This window comes from Armatimonadota bacterium, from assembly GCA_013314775.1.
In the GTDB taxonomy this organism is placed as follows: domain Bacteria; phylum Armatimonadota; class Zipacnadia; order Zipacnadales; family JABUFB01; genus JABUFB01.
The window spans coordinates 115,855-131,317 of the sequence record JABUFB010000005.1; the positions used below are offsets into that span (position 1 = coordinate 115,855).

At 62.6% G+C, this 15,463-nt stretch carries 12 protein-coding genes; 8 read left to right on the plus strand and 4 right to left on the minus strand.

The features are described from left to right. Nucleotides 1-8 precede the first annotated feature (8 nt). The gene (locus HPY44_04875; protein ID NSW55323.1) at nucleotides 9-827 is read right to left on the minus strand and encodes a PspA/IM30 family protein; all 819 of its coding nucleotides are present in this window, start codon (nucleotides 825-827) and stop codon (nucleotides 9-11) included. Between the two features lie 239 nt (nucleotides 828-1,066). Next, nucleotides 1,067-3,292 carry a VWA domain-containing protein gene (locus tag HPY44_04880; GenBank protein NSW55324.1) on the minus strand — a complete coding sequence of 742 codons (2,226 nt, stop codon included), beginning with the start codon at nucleotides 3,290-3,292 and terminating at the stop codon, nucleotides 1,067-1,069. Nucleotides 3,293-3,717: 425 nt separating this feature from the next. Between HPY44_04880 and HPY44_04885 the strand changes: the two genes are divergently transcribed. The 4 genes from HPY44_04885 to HPY44_04900 all read left to right on the plus strand — a co-directional run bounded on the left by HPY44_04885 (nucleotide 3,718) and on the right by HPY44_04900 (nucleotide 8,827). Then, nucleotides 3,718-4,464 (plus strand): hypothetical protein, encoded by a 747-nt coding sequence (locus HPY44_04885; GenBank protein NSW55325.1) that lies wholly within the window; start codon nucleotides 3,718-3,720, stop codon nucleotides 4,462-4,464. A gap of 65 nt (nucleotides 4,465-4,529) precedes the next feature. Beyond that, on the plus strand, nucleotides 4,530-5,723 hold the full coding sequence (locus tag HPY44_04890) for a PmoA family protein (protein NSW55326.1): 1,194 nt from the start codon (nucleotides 4,530-4,532) through the stop codon (nucleotides 5,721-5,723). 136 nt (nucleotides 5,724-5,859) lie between these two features. Next, on the plus strand, nucleotides 5,860-6,204 hold the full coding sequence (locus HPY44_04895) for a hypothetical protein (GenBank protein ID NSW55327.1): 345 nt from the start codon (nucleotides 5,860-5,862) through the stop codon (nucleotides 6,202-6,204). An 82-nt stretch (nucleotides 6,205-6,286) separates the two neighbouring features. Beyond that, nucleotides 6,287-8,827 carry a hypothetical protein gene (locus HPY44_04900; protein NSW55328.1) on the plus strand — a complete coding sequence of 847 codons (2,541 nt, stop codon included), beginning with the start codon at nucleotides 6,287-6,289 and terminating at the stop codon, nucleotides 8,825-8,827. A 24-nt stretch (nucleotides 8,828-8,851) separates the two neighbouring features. Here HPY44_04900 and HPY44_04905 read toward each other — a convergent pair whose 3' ends face one another. Both HPY44_04905 and HPY44_04910 read right to left on the minus strand, forming a co-directional pair. Continuing rightward, nucleotides 8,852-10,408, minus strand: coding sequence for a glycosyltransferase family 39 protein (locus HPY44_04905; GenBank protein ID NSW55329.1), 1,557 nt, complete (start codon nucleotides 10,406-10,408; stop codon nucleotides 8,852-8,854). 114 nt (nucleotides 10,409-10,522) lie between these two features. Continuing rightward, complete coding sequence (locus tag HPY44_04910; GenBank protein NSW55330.1) at nucleotides 10,523-11,242, minus strand: 4Fe-4S binding protein; 720 nt, start codon at nucleotides 11,240-11,242, stop codon at nucleotides 10,523-10,525. Between the two features lie 152 nt (nucleotides 11,243-11,394). Here HPY44_04910 and HPY44_04915 point away from each other — a divergent pair, with 152 nt between their 5' ends. The 4 genes from HPY44_04915 (at nucleotide 11,395) to HPY44_04930 (ending at nucleotide 15,122) form a co-directional block, all read left to right on the plus strand. Next, a complete protein-coding gene (locus HPY44_04915) occupies nucleotides 11,395-13,362 on the plus strand; it encodes a hypothetical protein (GenBank protein ID NSW55331.1) in 1,968 nt (655 codons plus the stop codon). 172 nt (nucleotides 13,363-13,534) lie between these two features. Continuing rightward, nucleotides 13,535-14,326: a hypothetical protein gene (locus HPY44_04920; GenBank protein ID NSW55332.1), complete on the plus strand. Its 792-nt coding sequence runs from the start codon at nucleotides 13,535-13,537 to the stop codon at nucleotides 14,324-14,326. Nucleotides 14,327-14,470: 144 nt separating this feature from the next. Further along, a complete protein-coding gene (locus HPY44_04925; protein ID NSW55333.1) occupies nucleotides 14,471-14,821 on the plus strand; it encodes a cupin domain-containing protein in 351 nt (116 codons plus the stop codon). Nucleotides 14,822-14,879: 58 nt separating this feature from the next. Continuing rightward, the gene (locus HPY44_04930) at nucleotides 14,880-15,122 is read left to right on the plus strand and encodes a hypothetical protein (GenBank protein NSW55334.1); all 243 of its coding nucleotides are present in this window, start codon (nucleotides 14,880-14,882) and stop codon (nucleotides 15,120-15,122) included. The last annotated feature ends 341 nt before the right edge of the window (nucleotides 15,123-15,463 follow it).

The window sequence follows — 15,463 nt, forward strand, 5'->3', positions numbered from 1 at the left end:
GCACGGGCCTACTGCTGCTGGGTGTCCTCCTGCCTGGGCTGGGCCCAATTGACATCGCCGGTCATATCCTGCTGCTCCACGGTCTCCGGCGGAGACGGGGGTGCTTCGGTCTGCAGGGGCACGGATTCCATGGTTTTGACCGGGGCTTCCTCTTCGGGTAGCAGCCCCAGTTGCCGCTGATACTCCTGGTAGGCCGCCTCGGCAGAATCCAGCGCAACATCTTGTTCGAGTTCGGAAATCTGTGTCTCCACGCTGCTCTGGGCCACCTCGATGCGGGCCTCGGCCCGGGCGAGCTTCTCGTCAATCACTTCGGTCATGCGCTGGAGGGTATCGGTCTCGTCACCTGTCTCGAAGGTCCCCATAATCTCGGCCATCTCGGCCTCGACCTGCGCCCGTTTGGCCCGGTCGATCTGGTGCATTGCCTCCTGCATCTGCTGGCGCACCTTGGCCTCGAAGGCGGCGCGCATCTTCAGCATGCGCTGGGAGTTCTCCTTGGCCCGCAGGAGAGCTGCCTGGGTCTCCGCGAGCTCCTTTTCAGCCTGCTGGAGCTGCATGATGAGCGCTTTGGCGGCCTCCTTGCGCTCGGGACCGGCTTTCACGGCTGCCTCGACCTGGGGCTTGAGGCGTGCAACCGCTTCGGACTGTCGGTCTAACTGCATTTCCAGCATCTTCTCGTGCTTCACGATCTCTGCAACCTGGCGGTTCAGCTCAGGGATCTTCTCCCGCAGGTCGTCGCGAAGCTGCCGCAAGATCATCTCGGGATCCTCCGCGCCCCGGATCAGCCAACCGAAAAGCGCCCGAAATATGCGCTTGATGCGTTTCCACATGGATGATTCACCTCGTGTAATGTGACAGGCAAAGGCACAGGTGCATCTGCCGGGGCACATGCTCAGGTTTGTTTCTACTTGGCCGGGTGGGAATCCTGCGTCGGACAACGTCTTTTTTCGTAGCGGCGCTGAATCGTTGCTTTTCGATCCACCGTTGTAGAGAGAAAAAGAGACGGCGGGCACTGGATGGGCCCGCCGTCTGCGTGTACGAACTCGAGGGAGAGTGCCAGTTCTGGCGTCTAACCCCGCGCATTGCGGAGATTATCTATGTCCTCTCGGGTCAAAGTCGTCTTTCCGTCGGCGCCAATCTGCACCGCCCGGCCGTTGAGGACGAATACGACATTGTCGGAAATCGCCAGGTACTGGTTGGCCATCGGGAACTCCCGGCTGAGTTGGAAGTACGCCTCGCTGTACGCCTGAACTTTGAGTGGCTCGCCGAACTTCGCCGGGTCATAGCGCAGGTCCTGGACCTGCCCGCGACGGTTCACGAACCCGCGTTGTCCTCGGGCTTGAACGTTACTGATCGTGACCTCCTCACCTTTCTCATTGAGGTACCGGTTCCGGGTTACCAGACTGGCGCTGTCTCGCATGCGCTGAGCGTTCTGAGCCTGGGATGTCGCCCAGCCTCCTCCGCGCTGCTCGAAGGCCACACCCATGGCTGCCTCAGCCGCTGGGGCGGCTGCCGCCATGCCTGCCGGGCCGGTGATCGGGGCGTCCTCGTCGGCCAGGAAGGCCGTGTACTCAGTGAGGATTCCATATTCCGTGCTCAGGGCGACAATCTCGTCCACCAGCTCTTTCCCCTTGCCATGCAGGCGAATCTGGTCCAACAGGAACCCGATCTTGCGGGACGCCCACAAGGGCGCAAGATACTCAGTATGGTCCCGGGTTTCGGGGAAGGTCACCTTCGTCTCGAAGCTGCGCTTCGCATCTCCCGCCTTGCCGGAAAGAGTGATCGTGGTGGTCCCGCAGCTTTCGCTCTTGTAGCGACCGAATACCGCCAGTTGAGAGCCGGAGAACAGGTCCGGCAGTTCGCGCGGGTAGCTGTCATAGGTCTTCACGGTGCCGAAGTCCAGCTCCAGCTCTGTGAGAACCGGCTGGGCGATCTTTGAATACCAGCTGGAGACCTTCACCTCGATGTTTTCGCCGGGGCGCACGTAGGTGGACACGCCGCCGTTTTCGTCCGCCACGCGGTCGAGGAAGTGGGTGTCCACATCATAACCCACGCCGAAGGTGAAGATGCGGGTGGGCAGGGACTTGTCGGCGATCTGTTTCTTCGCATCATCCGCGATCTGATCCGGGTCTGTGACCTCTCCCACCGTAGGCAGTCCGTCCGTGATCAAGGCGATGTAATTGGGATGCTTCTCGCCCCTCGCACGGATGGCGCTTGCCAAGGCCTCGCTCATCGCGGTCCCGCCGCGCGCCGTGATGTCGGCCACGAACTTGCGGGCCTTGTCGATATTCTCCTTGCTCGCCGGCATCAGCCCCTCGCCCAGGGATTCCACGGTGGAGGAGAAGGCCAGTATCTCGAACTCATCCTGAGGATTGAGGCTGTTGACGCAGAACTCCAGGGCTTTGCAGGCCTGCTCGATCTTCTCCCCGGCCATGGAACCGGAACGGTCGAGCACGAAGATCACTGACTTGGGCGCGGCTTTCGCGGGCCCGGCGTCCTCGCTTGATGGGGACGCCAGGAGCAGGAAGAACCCGTCCTCATTCTTCTCTTTGAAGGTCAGGACGCTGGTGGTCACATCCTGCTTCGCGGGCGAATAGTGCAAGATCATGTCCCGATCAGGCTTGGTGTTGGTCTCCTCGTAGGACACCACCACTTCGCCGTCCGCCTTGCGGCTCACGTCCACCTCATGGCTGGGCGAATAGACCGCGCCGATCTTGCCCTCGGACTTGATCTTCGCCTCGAACACTGTCTCGCGGATGGGCTTGGCCGAGAACTTCTCCGTGCTCATGGGGTAGTTGTACGAGACCAGCCCATTGTCGAACCCGAGAAGCTCAGTGTAGCGAAGCTCAATGCGCCTTTCGCCGCGCCCAGGGATGGGGTAGATGCGGGCCCGATATGTGTTGCGGCCGGTGTACTCCAGCAGCGCGGGGTCCTTGCGCTTGCGGACGATCTCTTCGTAGATGGAAACGGCCTTCTCGCGCTCGAGGATCTCCCCGGGCATTGGCTTGCCGTCTACGATCAGCGTGAAGTCCTTGACGACTGCCCCAGGCGGCAGGGGGAAGATGTACGTGGCCTCCTGCTCGCGGTCGGTCTCGTTTACGAATACCTGGTCCACGTAGGTGGTGGCGATCTGACCCTCGATGCTCACCTTGACGTGGTGATATTTGATGCTGAAGTAGGGGGCTTCTTCGATGGGGCGCAGCGGCGGGATGAGAATCCCGTCAGCAGCGACACCCGCGCAGATTGCCACAGACAGTATCGTCACCCAAAGATGCACCAGCGCGCGTCGCGACATGAGCTTCGCCTCCCGGCCGTTGTCTGGAGCTATTGCCCAGCACGTCATTATGCGCCACTGCCAGATGGACGGATGGCAAGGCCGGTATGTTCCGCAATCGAAACTGTGCGTGCAGGGTCCGTAACAAGCGGTCGCATACGGGGGCGACGAAGATGGGACTGGCATTACGCGTCGACCGCAGGCGGTCACCAACCGGGTGCTTGTACCCGGCGGGGCAAGCCTTCGCGGAGTGCGCATTGGGTGCAGGCGCGGTCTGTGGATGACGCTCGGAGCCGGATGCCGGTCTCCCAATGCGGAAGGAGAACCTCGCTGCCCCTCATTACCTTCATCACTGGGAGGGCGCATCGGGTTGTCCGGCGAATGTAATCCCGCGTGGGCGCGATGGCCCGGCTGCGAACAGACACCTGATGGGCTGGGGATGCCCGATGCGATTCGGTCTCGAGATAGGATTCGAGGATGGCGAGGACGACCTGGCCCGTGTGGCGAGGCTCGCAGAGATCGGGTACCAGTATATCCACCTCTCGGTGGACTGCCTTCGTTGCGGCGCGGAACCCGAGACCTACTACGCGGTGCGCCGGGCCCTGAAACGCGCGGCCCTGCGGCCCGAGGTCTTCTCGTGGGCGATGCCCCCGGAGATGCCACTGGTGGGTGATGATGTTCACTGGCCCGCCACCGAGAAGCATCTGGCCCTTGCGCTGGAGCGCATCGAGGAGACAGGCGGGCAGGTCCTCGCTTTTCCGGCCAATCCGGGCGCACGGGTCCCGCCCGACTACCCCATTGACGACGCGGTGAACCAGGTCCGGTATTTCCTGGGGATCGCTGCCGACTATGCCGGCTCTATCGGCCTCGCCCTGGGTGATCTGCTCCGGCCTCCAGAAGACGCCGATGAATCGGCGCCGGACGCAGAGGAGCTTCTCAGACTCCTCGGACGGCCCGAGATCTCGCTGCTGTTGGAAGGGCCACGGGATCAAGGAAGAGTCCGTGATGACCTTGACGTAGCTCGCGTGGCGCAGGTGATTGTCTGCGGCGACGAGCCGGACAGACTGGAAGACTGGGTAACTTCTATGGCGCGCGCGGGCTACGCCGGACGCGTTACCATCCAGCTGGCAAGTCTTGATGAAGATACGGCAAGTGAAGCGCTGCAAGCTGCCCGTCGGGCAGGCGGGGCTTGACTTCCCCTCGCCGGGGTTGGTTAACTAACCACACCAGCGGTACAACACGAGGAGGCGCAAGCATCATGGCCGAGTCTCACCAGCCGGGCACAATTCTCGAAGTCAATGCCGGACTCCACGATCGCAAGGACGCGATCGTTACCTGGACCTGCTCAGGCGGTTGCGACTGCGAATGCGACTGCGAGGTCGGGCACGTCCTGTACGAGCTGGACGAAAACGGAAACCAGGGCGCGGAAGTGCCCTGCCAGTGCATTCCTGACTGCGGGTGCGAAGATGACTGCGGAGGGGAGTGCGGCAGCCTTACGTGGGTCGTCCCCGAGCTCAAAGCGGGGCAGACGAAGCGCTATATTATCGGCGATGGCCAACCCACGCAGGTTCCCGGTGTGACAGTTGGCCTCACCCCGGGCGAGAAGGCCGATTTCGTCGTGGCAGGAACGCCTTTCACGAGCTACGTGGTGAAGGAGGGCATTGCCCGACCGTACTGCTATCCCGTCTACGGACCGGGCGGCGCCGAGGTCACGAATCTCGGCCCCTCGGACCATGTGCACCACAAGTCCATGTACATCGCGCAGGGTGAGGTCAACGGCTGCGACAACTGGTCGGAGCTTGAGGGCCACGCATCGACGATCAACCGCGAAGTCCATGTGACTGCGGAAGGCCCGGTTTTCGGCGAGATCGTGAGCATCAGCGACTGGGTCAGCGCTAAGGGCCAGAACATCCTGCAGGAGATCACCGCGATCCGGGTCTACAACACCCCGGACAACCGCCGTATCATGGACTGGGACATCACCTGGTTCGCGGCCTACGGCGGCGTGTTCTTCGGAGATACCAAGGAAGCCGGGACCCTTGCGGTGCGTGTGGCCGAGAGTATGGAGGTCCGCAACGGTGGCACCATCCGCAACTCCTACGGCGGCTTGAACGACGATGAGTGCTGGGGCAAGCGCGCGGAATGGGTGGACTACTACGGCCCTGTGACCTCCGGCGTTGCCGGGATCACGATAATGGACCATCCGGACAACCTGCGATTTCCGACTTACTGGCATGTGCGCGGCTACGGTCTGTTCACCGCGAACCAGTGGGGGATTCACGACTTCACCGGTGACTGGAGCCAGCGCGGCGACCTTGCCCTGGAAGCAGGCGATGCCCTGAACTTTGTGTTCCGGGTGTACATCCACGATGGTGACACGGATCATGCGGCAGTGGCGGCCAAGTACATTGACTTCATCTACCCGCCGAAGGTGACCGTGGTCCAGAGCTGAACAGCGTCCGAGATTGACAGAGCCTCAAATGAAACGGCAGGGGGCGCCGTTGGCGCACCCCCTGCCGTTTGCTGTGACCTGCCGGACCCAATGTTCGCATGCAGGAACTGCCACTAATGCACGGAGACAAATCGACGTGAAGGAACTCAGTACGCTGCACCGCAAGGTCCCGTTCTACTATGACGGACAGGTTGGCGAAGATACGATCATCCATTACGGTGAAGGTGGCCGGAAGACCACGCGGATCAGCTCCGCGGGGTGGAAGGCCATGTTGAAGGAGTTCAGCGGGCAGGAAGTGCGACTGGGCCGCTCTCCTCGCAACCCGTCCCCGGGCAGCCTGGGCGAATGGCTGAAGAAAGTGTTGCGGCGACCCGGCATCGCTTCTTACGTGGCACCGATCCTGATTGCCGAGGGGTACGCCGAAGAGGTGCCCGGCGAGAAGAGCTCGCGCATACGCTTTTTCGGAAACGGTGAGCACTGAAGGAGGCCCGGGTTCCCCCGCGGCGAAGTTTATGGGACGCGCGTTGGGAGCGCGATCTCAGTGGAAGCCGGAGGGGATTGCCGTGCATGGAGCCATCATCGGATGCGTCGCCTTGCTGCTGATCGCCGGGCATGCGCAGGCGGATTTCGACGACCCCTTTGATGCCCCCGCACTCGACGAAAGATGGGAGTGGTACGTTCCCAAGCCTGGTCCCGAGCTTTCACTAACCGCCAATCCTGGCCATCTGCGCATCACACTGCCTGCCGTGCCAGGCGGCTACAACCATTGGGTCAATCCCGACGCCAAGCAGGCTCCCCTGCTCATCACTGCCGCCCCACAGGAAGACTTTCTGCTGTCCGCCCGGATCAAGCTGATCTCGCACAATCCCCAGAGCAACTTCCACCTTGCGCTGATCACCGGATTCTCCAGGCGGTACCTGCTGGGCTGGGGACCGTTCTTCGCGCCGGCACTCGGGAACCCCACCCAGGCCCCCGAATTGTGGGGGGAACCCACCGGACAGGGCGGTTATCTCAAGCTCAAGGCGGACTGCACTGACGTGATTCTCGCCATCCGCAAGCGTGGACGGGTCTACGAGATGCTGGTGCGCGAGGCTGAGAACGCTCCCTGGCGCACGATCGGCAGTTGGGAGACCCCGTGGCCATCGAAATACGTCGGCTTCATGGGCAAGACATTCGGCGATTCGGGGCCCGTGATCGTGGACATCGACTGGGTGCGCCTGGAGTCGTCAACTCCGGCTCCCGTTGAACCACTGAGGGCGAGCATCAAGGTGGACGCAATGCACCAGGGCTGGCCGCTGGACGAGATGCGCTTCGGCCAGTTCATTGAGCACATGTTCGACTGCATCCAGAATGGCATCTGGGCAGAGCTTGTCTGGAACCGCAAGTTCACCGGTGCGGTGGACGGCAATGGGGTAGTCGAAGGCTGGCGGGCCAGCGGCCTGCGCGAGGGCGTTCGTTACAGCCGCGACAACCGCGTGTACTACTGCCCGGCTCAATCGCAGCGGATCGAGCTCCCGGAAGGGGATCCCGCGGGTATCTCGCAGCAGTTCGGTCTGCGAGGAGGAGTGGAGTACAGGGCGCGATTGGTTGCCAGACAGGACGGTCTCGCAGGTCCGGTCAGCCTGCTTTTCATGGATGGCGACCGCCTGATCTCCCGCGCTGAGGTCACGGTTGGGCAGGACTGGACTGTCAGGGAAGTGACTCTCGCGGGGCCGGAGCACGAGTGCACCGGGCGCTTTGTCATTCAGGCGGCCGGTCCGGGCACGCTTTGGCTGGGGGCGGTGTCCGTGATGCCGGCGGACAACGTTGAGGGCTTCCGGGCAGATGTGCTTGAGGCCATCAGAGAGATACGGCCCCCCGTCGTGCGCTGGCCGGGAGGGAACTTCGTGTCCGGATACGACTGGCGCGACGGCATTGGCGAACGCGACCGCAGGCCACCACGCTGGAACCGCGCCTGGAATCACTGGGAGTTCAATGACGTCGGAACAGACGAGTTCATCCGCTTCGCTCGGCTGATCGAGACGAAGCCGTACATCTGCGTGAATGCGGGCGAGGGCAATGCCCGGGACGCCGCGGCCTGGGTGGAATACTGCAACGGAGCGGCGGACACGCACTGGGGCAGGGTGCGGGCTGATGGCGGCAATCCGAAACCGTACGCGGTGGAGATATGGGGCATCGGCAACGAGATCTACGGCCCGTGGCAACTGGGGCATTTGCCGGCAACGCGATACGGGATCAAGGCGGTGGAGTTCGCCGAGGCGATGAGGGCCGTGGACCCGGGCATCCGCTTGATCGGAGTCGGCGTTGAGGCGGACGGCTGGAATGGCTGGAACGCCGAGGTCTCGCGCATCGCCGGTCACACCTTCGACTGGCTCTCGGTTCACTATTACCTGGGGATCGAGTCGCGCGATGACCCGGTGCTGAACTACATGTCTGTGCTCGGAGGTCCACCTGCGGTGGAGAGGATGCTGGATCGTTCCTGGCAGATCGCGCGGGAGGCGTCGGGCAAGGACCTGCCAATCGCCTTCGATGAGTGGAATGTGGTGGTTGACAACGGCGCGTCCGTCTACTCCCTGCGTGACGGACTGTTTGCATGCGCCGTGTTCAACGCCCTGCACCGCCTCGGACCAAAATGCCCCATGGCGAATCTGGCGCAGCTTGTAAATGTACTGGGGGCTGTCGAGACCACCCAGACGCGGGTGCTGCGCACGCCGGTCCATCGGGCGTTCCAGCTTTACACGGAGACAAGCCAGCCTGTGGGTGTACCAGTGGAGCAGGAGTGCCCGTCCATCGAGACGCCCGGCGGGAGAGTGGATGCCCTGGATGTGGTGGCATCGCGCAGCGAGGACCGATCGGCGCTGACCATCGCGCTGATCAACCGAATGCCGGGCGATCCGGTAACGGCAGATATACAGCTGGGAGATTTCGTGGCGCGCGGTTCGGTCAAGGTCTCGGCGCTGATGGCCGACACCCCGGAGACCACGAATACCTTCGAGCATCCCGACCAGGTGACGATCAAGCGCTGGAGCATTCCGGTGGACGACTTGCGCTCGCTGGAAGTGCCTCCGCACACGGCAATGGTGCTTGAATTGGAGAGGGAGTAGCGCGGACGGCCTGCCCGCACCCTCTTAGTCCTCAGCAATGGGTTGTTTTCGCTCCAGGATGTCCACGAAGGTGCGATATGGCGGAAATGGCCGTCTCACGAACCGGCGCTTCATCGCGGCGTCCGGATCGGGGTTCAGGTTGAGAGTGACCTTGGGCTCAAAGCCCTCCTCCTTCACCATGCGGTCCAGTGACGATGGGCCGGCGCCCTTCCTCTCGCTGGCTCCCGAACCCGGGGAGCGCTCCCAGATGATGCGCTGAGCAGCCGCAACATCGTGTTGCTGCACCGCGTAGGCATTGAGCGCAGGGGTGCCCTGCTGCTTCAGATACCACAACATCGCGGGATGTCCGGTGATCACCAGGTCTCCGGGCTGATAGGCCTCGCCGATGCGCCTGGCTACTTCTCGCCAGTCGTCGAGCGCCTGCGTACCAAGGTAGTCGCGCCCGGCAAACATGTTGGCCTGCCCCAAAGCCGCAATCATCGTGGCCGCCAGCAGCCCCATAGCAGCGGGCATCCGATTACCGGACCGCATGAGCAGGAGAGCCTTCAGGGCAAGATACGCCGCGTTGCTGGCAAGGTAGTAACAGGCCACCGCCATCCGCGGGAGCCAGATGAACATGGCAACCGGCACGGCGGCCAGCACGAGGAGCACGGCACAGGGGTTCGGGCCGGTCACGAGACCTGATGCGAACGACGCTCTTCGCCGAAGTGCAGACAGGGCCCACGCGAGAGCGATTGCGGTCACCAGGGCGTAGGGGACCACGATATGCCAGCGCCAGGGAAGGAGCGTCGCCCCGACGTCGAAGGAGTACAACAGGTAAGCGATCTTGCCAAGGATGCCCCCCTCAATGGGTGCCCGGTCGAAGCCGGCTGAGCCGCGGATGAGGCCGGGAATCTTGATGGCCACCCACGGGGCGACGATGAGCGCAGACAGAGCATGGGCCCCCAGCAGGACTGTCCACAATCGTGCCCGGCGCCGGACGGGCGTGAGTGCGTAGATGATCCACTGGACCAGCACGATGCCCGCAAAGGTCAGGTTGTACAGGGCGCCAGCGATACAGGCGAGAATGAGGCCGGTTGTGGTCGCACGGGTTCTCCCCCGAAGGATGATCGAGATCCAGCACCAGATTGCGAGTAGCGCCAGCGCCGCAAAGGGCATGTACCAGCGCGCCGAGCGGCTGAACAGGACCAGGTGGGGAGAGATCGCCGCCAGGTAAGCCGATGCAATGGCAATGCGCCTATCGCCTGCAAGATCCCGGACGATGAGATACACCAGGGGGATGAGGAGGATCCCGGCGATCGCAGCAGGAATACGCACCGCAGCTTCGGACGTTCCCGCCACCCGCACCCAGCACCAGAGCATGAGGGTGTGCAGGGGCGGGTGCACGTCACTCTCGGCGATTTTCATCGTCTCGACGAAGGGCTGGATCGCCGCATTGACGCTCCAGGCGTCGTCCCCGGTCAGACACAGGCGGCCGAGGTCAGCGAATCGCAAGCTCGCACCCAGGAGCATGATGCCCGCGAGCCAAAGAGCGTCTCGTGCGTATCTGGGACGGTCGGGCGCGGATACGTCTCCCGTCAAAGGAATCACCGAATTGCCGCTGTAGAATGAAACTCGCCGGGGGCGAGATTGAGAGCGCAAGCCCGATTTCGCTTTGCACTCCCGAAGCACCTCTCAGCACCCCGGCGCTCAGGTTCAGGCCGCCTTTTCCTTCGTCTGGTCACCTTTACTCGGGAAGGCCAATGCGCCGACGGGGCAGGCTACAGTGCACTCGGCGCACTTCAGGCAGTCGCGGTCCTCGAGGATTCCAGCGTCCTTGTGGTCCATGGGCGACAGACCAAAGGGACAGGCCTTCGCGCACAGGCCGCAGGACTTGCAGGCCGACCCGTCGATCTGCAGAGTGTGCTTGTGCCCCCCAAGCTTGTTCTGCATAGTCCCCATGGGGCAGAAGGAACACCACGCGCGAGGGTGAACCAATACCCCTAGAGCTACGCCGATTGCAGTGGTTGCGAGGCACGTCACCCAGAACACCCGGCCCCAGTGCATGATGTCCGTCGGGTTCTGGGATATGCGGAAGACCATGAACCCCATCATCGCAGCCAGGACGATCCACCGAAATGCCGGCTTGCGCAAGAACTCTGGAATCGGCCGCTTCAGGCTGATTGGAGCGATTATTCGGTCGAGGAAGCTCCCGCGCGGGCAGAGGTTCCCGCACACGTAGCGGCCACGGATGATTCCACCAATGATGCCGATGAGCATGACGGTGGGGACGATCAGACCGATCAGCGGGTACTTCCAACCCAGGCCGATGGTGATGATGACCAAGGGAGCGAGCAACCACTGTGTGGTTCTTCGCCGCACATTGACGCGTGAGGCTTTCTTCTTGCGGGGCGTGGACGCAGTTGTCGCGGACATGGGCGACGCCTCTTTCATTGGAATATAACTAATTTCTTATAATATATCTGGCGAAGCAGTACCTGTCAATACCTGGAGCTCAGACATCAGAGGTGTGAGCGTTCGGGCAGTTGAGCTAGCAACATTCTTCGATCCCATGGAGGGGTGTACCCATGAGACCGCTGTTTGCCCTGCTTGTTCTGCTCTTCTCGGCCGCCGCTTGGTCCGAAATGGCCGTGACCGACGCCAAGGGCAACATCACCGCGATCCAGACCGCGGGAGAGTATATCCCTGTGCAGATCGGTTTGCGCATTCCGGTGAAGGGGTGGTCGCCGATTCGCTCGCTGAGTGACGCAACCGATGTGAAAATGACCCGGGATGGCGACGCCATCTCCTGGCAGGGCAAGGTGGAGGTGGAGGCCGGGAAGACCTTCGGGTATGTCCAGAGACTTGAGGAGCGCGAAGGCTCAATCTTGCTGCACTGGGACGTTACCGCCCAGGCCGCCGCGAACATTGAGGGCGTGTTCCTGTGGCTGGATGTGCCGATCGAGTCATTTTCGGGAGGCACCTGCGAGCTTCTAACGGGAGACGTTCCCACCGCATCGGCCAGCTTCCCAGTCTCGAAGCCTGAACAGCGTCACTTCGTTCGGGCGACATCGGACCGCATTGTCATGACCGCGCCGAATGGCCGGATTCGCCTCGAAGTTGCCCTCGACCGTGCTCTGAACGTGGTTGTTCAGGATACGCGGGAGTGGAATGGGGCGGTGTACACTGCCTTCCCGCAGATCGCCGGTGGTCTCGAGGCGGGGCAGACGGCGTCGTTGGACCTGGAACTGAAGGTCACCGCACAGCCCGATGAGACCCCGGCCAACCTGTCCCTCGATGCGAACAAGACCCGGTTCCGCCTGCACGGGTTCGGAGGCAACTACTGCTTTGGCATCGAGTCGCCGGTGACCCAGTACACCCTGGCGAATCTCAACGTCGCATGGGCCCGCACGGAGATGACGCCTATCGAATGGGAGCCCGAGAACGATGACGCCGACCCATCACACATGAACTGGGAGGCCTATGAGAGTCGAGACAAGCCAGGCAGCAACCTCCGCCGGGAATTCGAGCTTGCCCGGCAGATACAGGACAAAGGCATCCCGTATGTGATCAGCATCTGGAACCTCCCCGAGTGGCTGTACAAGGACCCCGGCAAGGGTATCCAGGCCCACCACCGGGAAGTCTCACCGGAGCTGTGGGACGAGTTGCTGGAGTGCCTTGGATCGTATCTGCTCTATGCGAAGCGCCAGTATGGGGTGGAGCCAGACCTATTCTCCTTCAACGAGCCGGATTACGGGGTAAAGGTGTACTTCTCACCTGAAGGTCACCGGGAGGCGATCAAGTCTATCGGCGGGTACTTCGACAGACTTGGGCTGAAGACGAAAATGCTCCTGGGGGACACCGCTGCGCCGCGCAATACCCACACCTACGGCATCCCGGCATCCGAAGACCCTGAGGCCTTGAAGTACGTGGGGGCCGTGGCCTTCCATTCCTGGGGCGGAGCTTCACCGGAGCAGTACAAAGCATGGGGCGACTTCGCGGAACGTCTGGGCCTGCCGCTTCTGGTTGCCGAACTCGGGGTGGATGCAGGTGCGTGGCGGACGCGCTCCTATGACAGCTTCCACTATGCCTTGCGCGAGGTCCAGATGTACCAGGAACTGATCCTGTACGCCCGGCCGCAGGGAACGATGCAGTGGGAGTTCACCTCGGACTACAGTATTGTCAAAGAGGTCCGAGGAGCGGACGGCACGGTGACCCTCGAGCCTACCGTGCGCTACCACTTCGTGCGGCACTTCTGCAACCTGACGCCGCACGATTCCGAAGCGCTCGCGACTGAGAGCGACCATCCGAAGGTGCTCTTCACCGCCTTCCGGAAAGCCACCGAGGAAGGGGAGAGATGGGCTCTGCACATCTCAAACCACGGGGCAGCCCGCAAGGTGCGCGTCGCCGGACTGCCCGGTTCGCTGACGAGTCTCATCCCGACAGTGACCAGCGAGAAGATGTTCTTCCAGCAACTCGGCTCGATTGCTCCGCGGGATGGCGTGGTCGAGATTGAACTGCCGGCGCTGTCACTCACGACGCTCACCAGTCCATAGCCTGGCCTGAGCTCACGGAGCTGCATGGATGTCCGGCCGCCAAACTGAGTATGAGCTTTACTTCCGTCTGCGACGAGGAGGCTGCGGAGTTCCTTTTGCTCTTGCGCGTGCCGAGTGTCATGCGTGTCTCCGGGACTTGCCGGTGGTCGTGACGAGCGAGGCCCCCGCTCGGATGAAGATGCGGCTAACCTGCCCTCATGAACTTGAGGCCGAGCTGATCCGCCGTGCCGGGTTCCTCGGGTACTGTGTGGCTCTGAGCCGGGTCACACGCGTTCCGGGAGCCGGGAGCAGACTGAGCCAGGGCCGCAAACATTCGGGGAGAGTCCTGCGCGGCGAGTACCGCGTGGGGGACGATCTTGTTCGGTATGAGCCTATCTGGACTTCCGACGAGGAGCGCAGGGCGAGTGCCTCGCCGCACCGCCGGGAGTTCCTGCTTGACGTTGACGGCTTCGCGGTCCGTAGTATGGCTCGACGTAGATACAGACGCCTGTCGGTCTGTGATGCACGCCTGCTGCTGAACCTGGCGAGACTTGACGAGGGCGCGACGGTTCTCGATCCATATGCAGGAATTGGGGGGATCGTACTGGAAGCCCGGCAGCGCGGACTACGCACGATCTGTGGCGACGTAGACCCGGCGCTGCGTCTCGGTCTGGCGGAGTTGTCAGGCGGGCTGGCGGCGGTCTGGGATGCCACAATGCTCCCGCTGCGTGACTGCTGCTGCGACGCCGTCGTAACCGAGCCTCCCTATCTGGGTGCCGCGCATGGTGCAGTCGTCGTCGCGCTGCCCGAATTGGCGCGCTGCGTCCGGCCCGGTGGCCGTCTGTCGATGCTTGTTACCCGCGAACTCGGCAGGGAGGTCTTGCGTGCGGCCCACGGAATTGGGCTGGTGTGTATGGAGACCTACGAACTGCGCCGTGAGGGATGCATGGTTTGTGACGCGGTGGTGCTGCAAAGGCGCGAATGACCGGAAATGGACGGCGCAGGAGGCCGGTCTCTCGCGCCTTGAAGCGTGTGTGCAGAGGCGTGGGGCCGGGATTGCCGAGTAAGAGCCTGTCGAGACTGAGTAGCAGATGCGAGCCGTCACCGCGAACCCATTCGGAGGGAGACAATGCCAATCGTCAATCTGTACGAATTACCCCAGACCCAGACCTGCGTTCGTGGCGGAGAGGGGATGTGCCTCGGCGCCACGGCCTTTGGCCCGGAGGCATTCAAGAGCAAGATCATGGGCGTTGGGATGACTATCATTCCGCCGGGTTGCAGCATCGGCAGCCACAACCACGGGAACGAGGAAGAGATCTACCTGGTCATGGAGGGCGAGGGCATCGCCGAACTGGATGGCCAGCAGCAGCGTGTGAAGAAGGGCGATGTGATGCTCAACGTTCCCGGCGGCACTCACGGTCTGATGAACGACCAGCCTGAGGACCTTGTGATATTCGCATTCGCGGTATCGGCAGATTGAATTTGCGGCGGCATATCTTTGCTCGGGTGTGGGGACGAACAGAGAAGAGGTCTGCGGCATGCAATGGCCAAAGTTGTTTCTGATCATCCCGGGCGTTCTGGGCTTCATGATCCTGGCCTTCGCCATCGTGCTCCTGGTGGTGAAGCTCCTGTGGGCATGGACGATTCCCGACCTGTTTCCGGGAGCCGTGGAACAGGGCCTTGTGGCCGGAACGATCTCCTGGTGGACCGCTTTCAAACTGGCGGTGTTCGTGGCGGTGCTCACGGGGATAGCCGGTGCGCGTCGCGGGAGTTCGGAATAGACGATGGAGCAATCCCGACGATGGGACGGCAGGTGCTGTCGATAACCGGCTCCCCCAGTCCAACCTGCGCCGGTGTGTCAGAGTGACTGCGCAGCGAATGGTGACACGGGGGACGGTGTCACATACGACGGCGGCTGACGCCGTGCATCTGCACAGCGGGGACTGTTCGGCGGCCCTGCTATCCGAGCCGGTGTACCGGGATGTGGTGCTGCCGACGAATGGGAGATTGCCCGGCGTTCACTTTCAGCCGTTCGTCGCCCCGGCGCCCAGATGACCCTTCGCGTCTGGTCACTGGACCGCGAGTCGCCCGCGGGGAACGTGGCGGCGATCTACGAAACAGT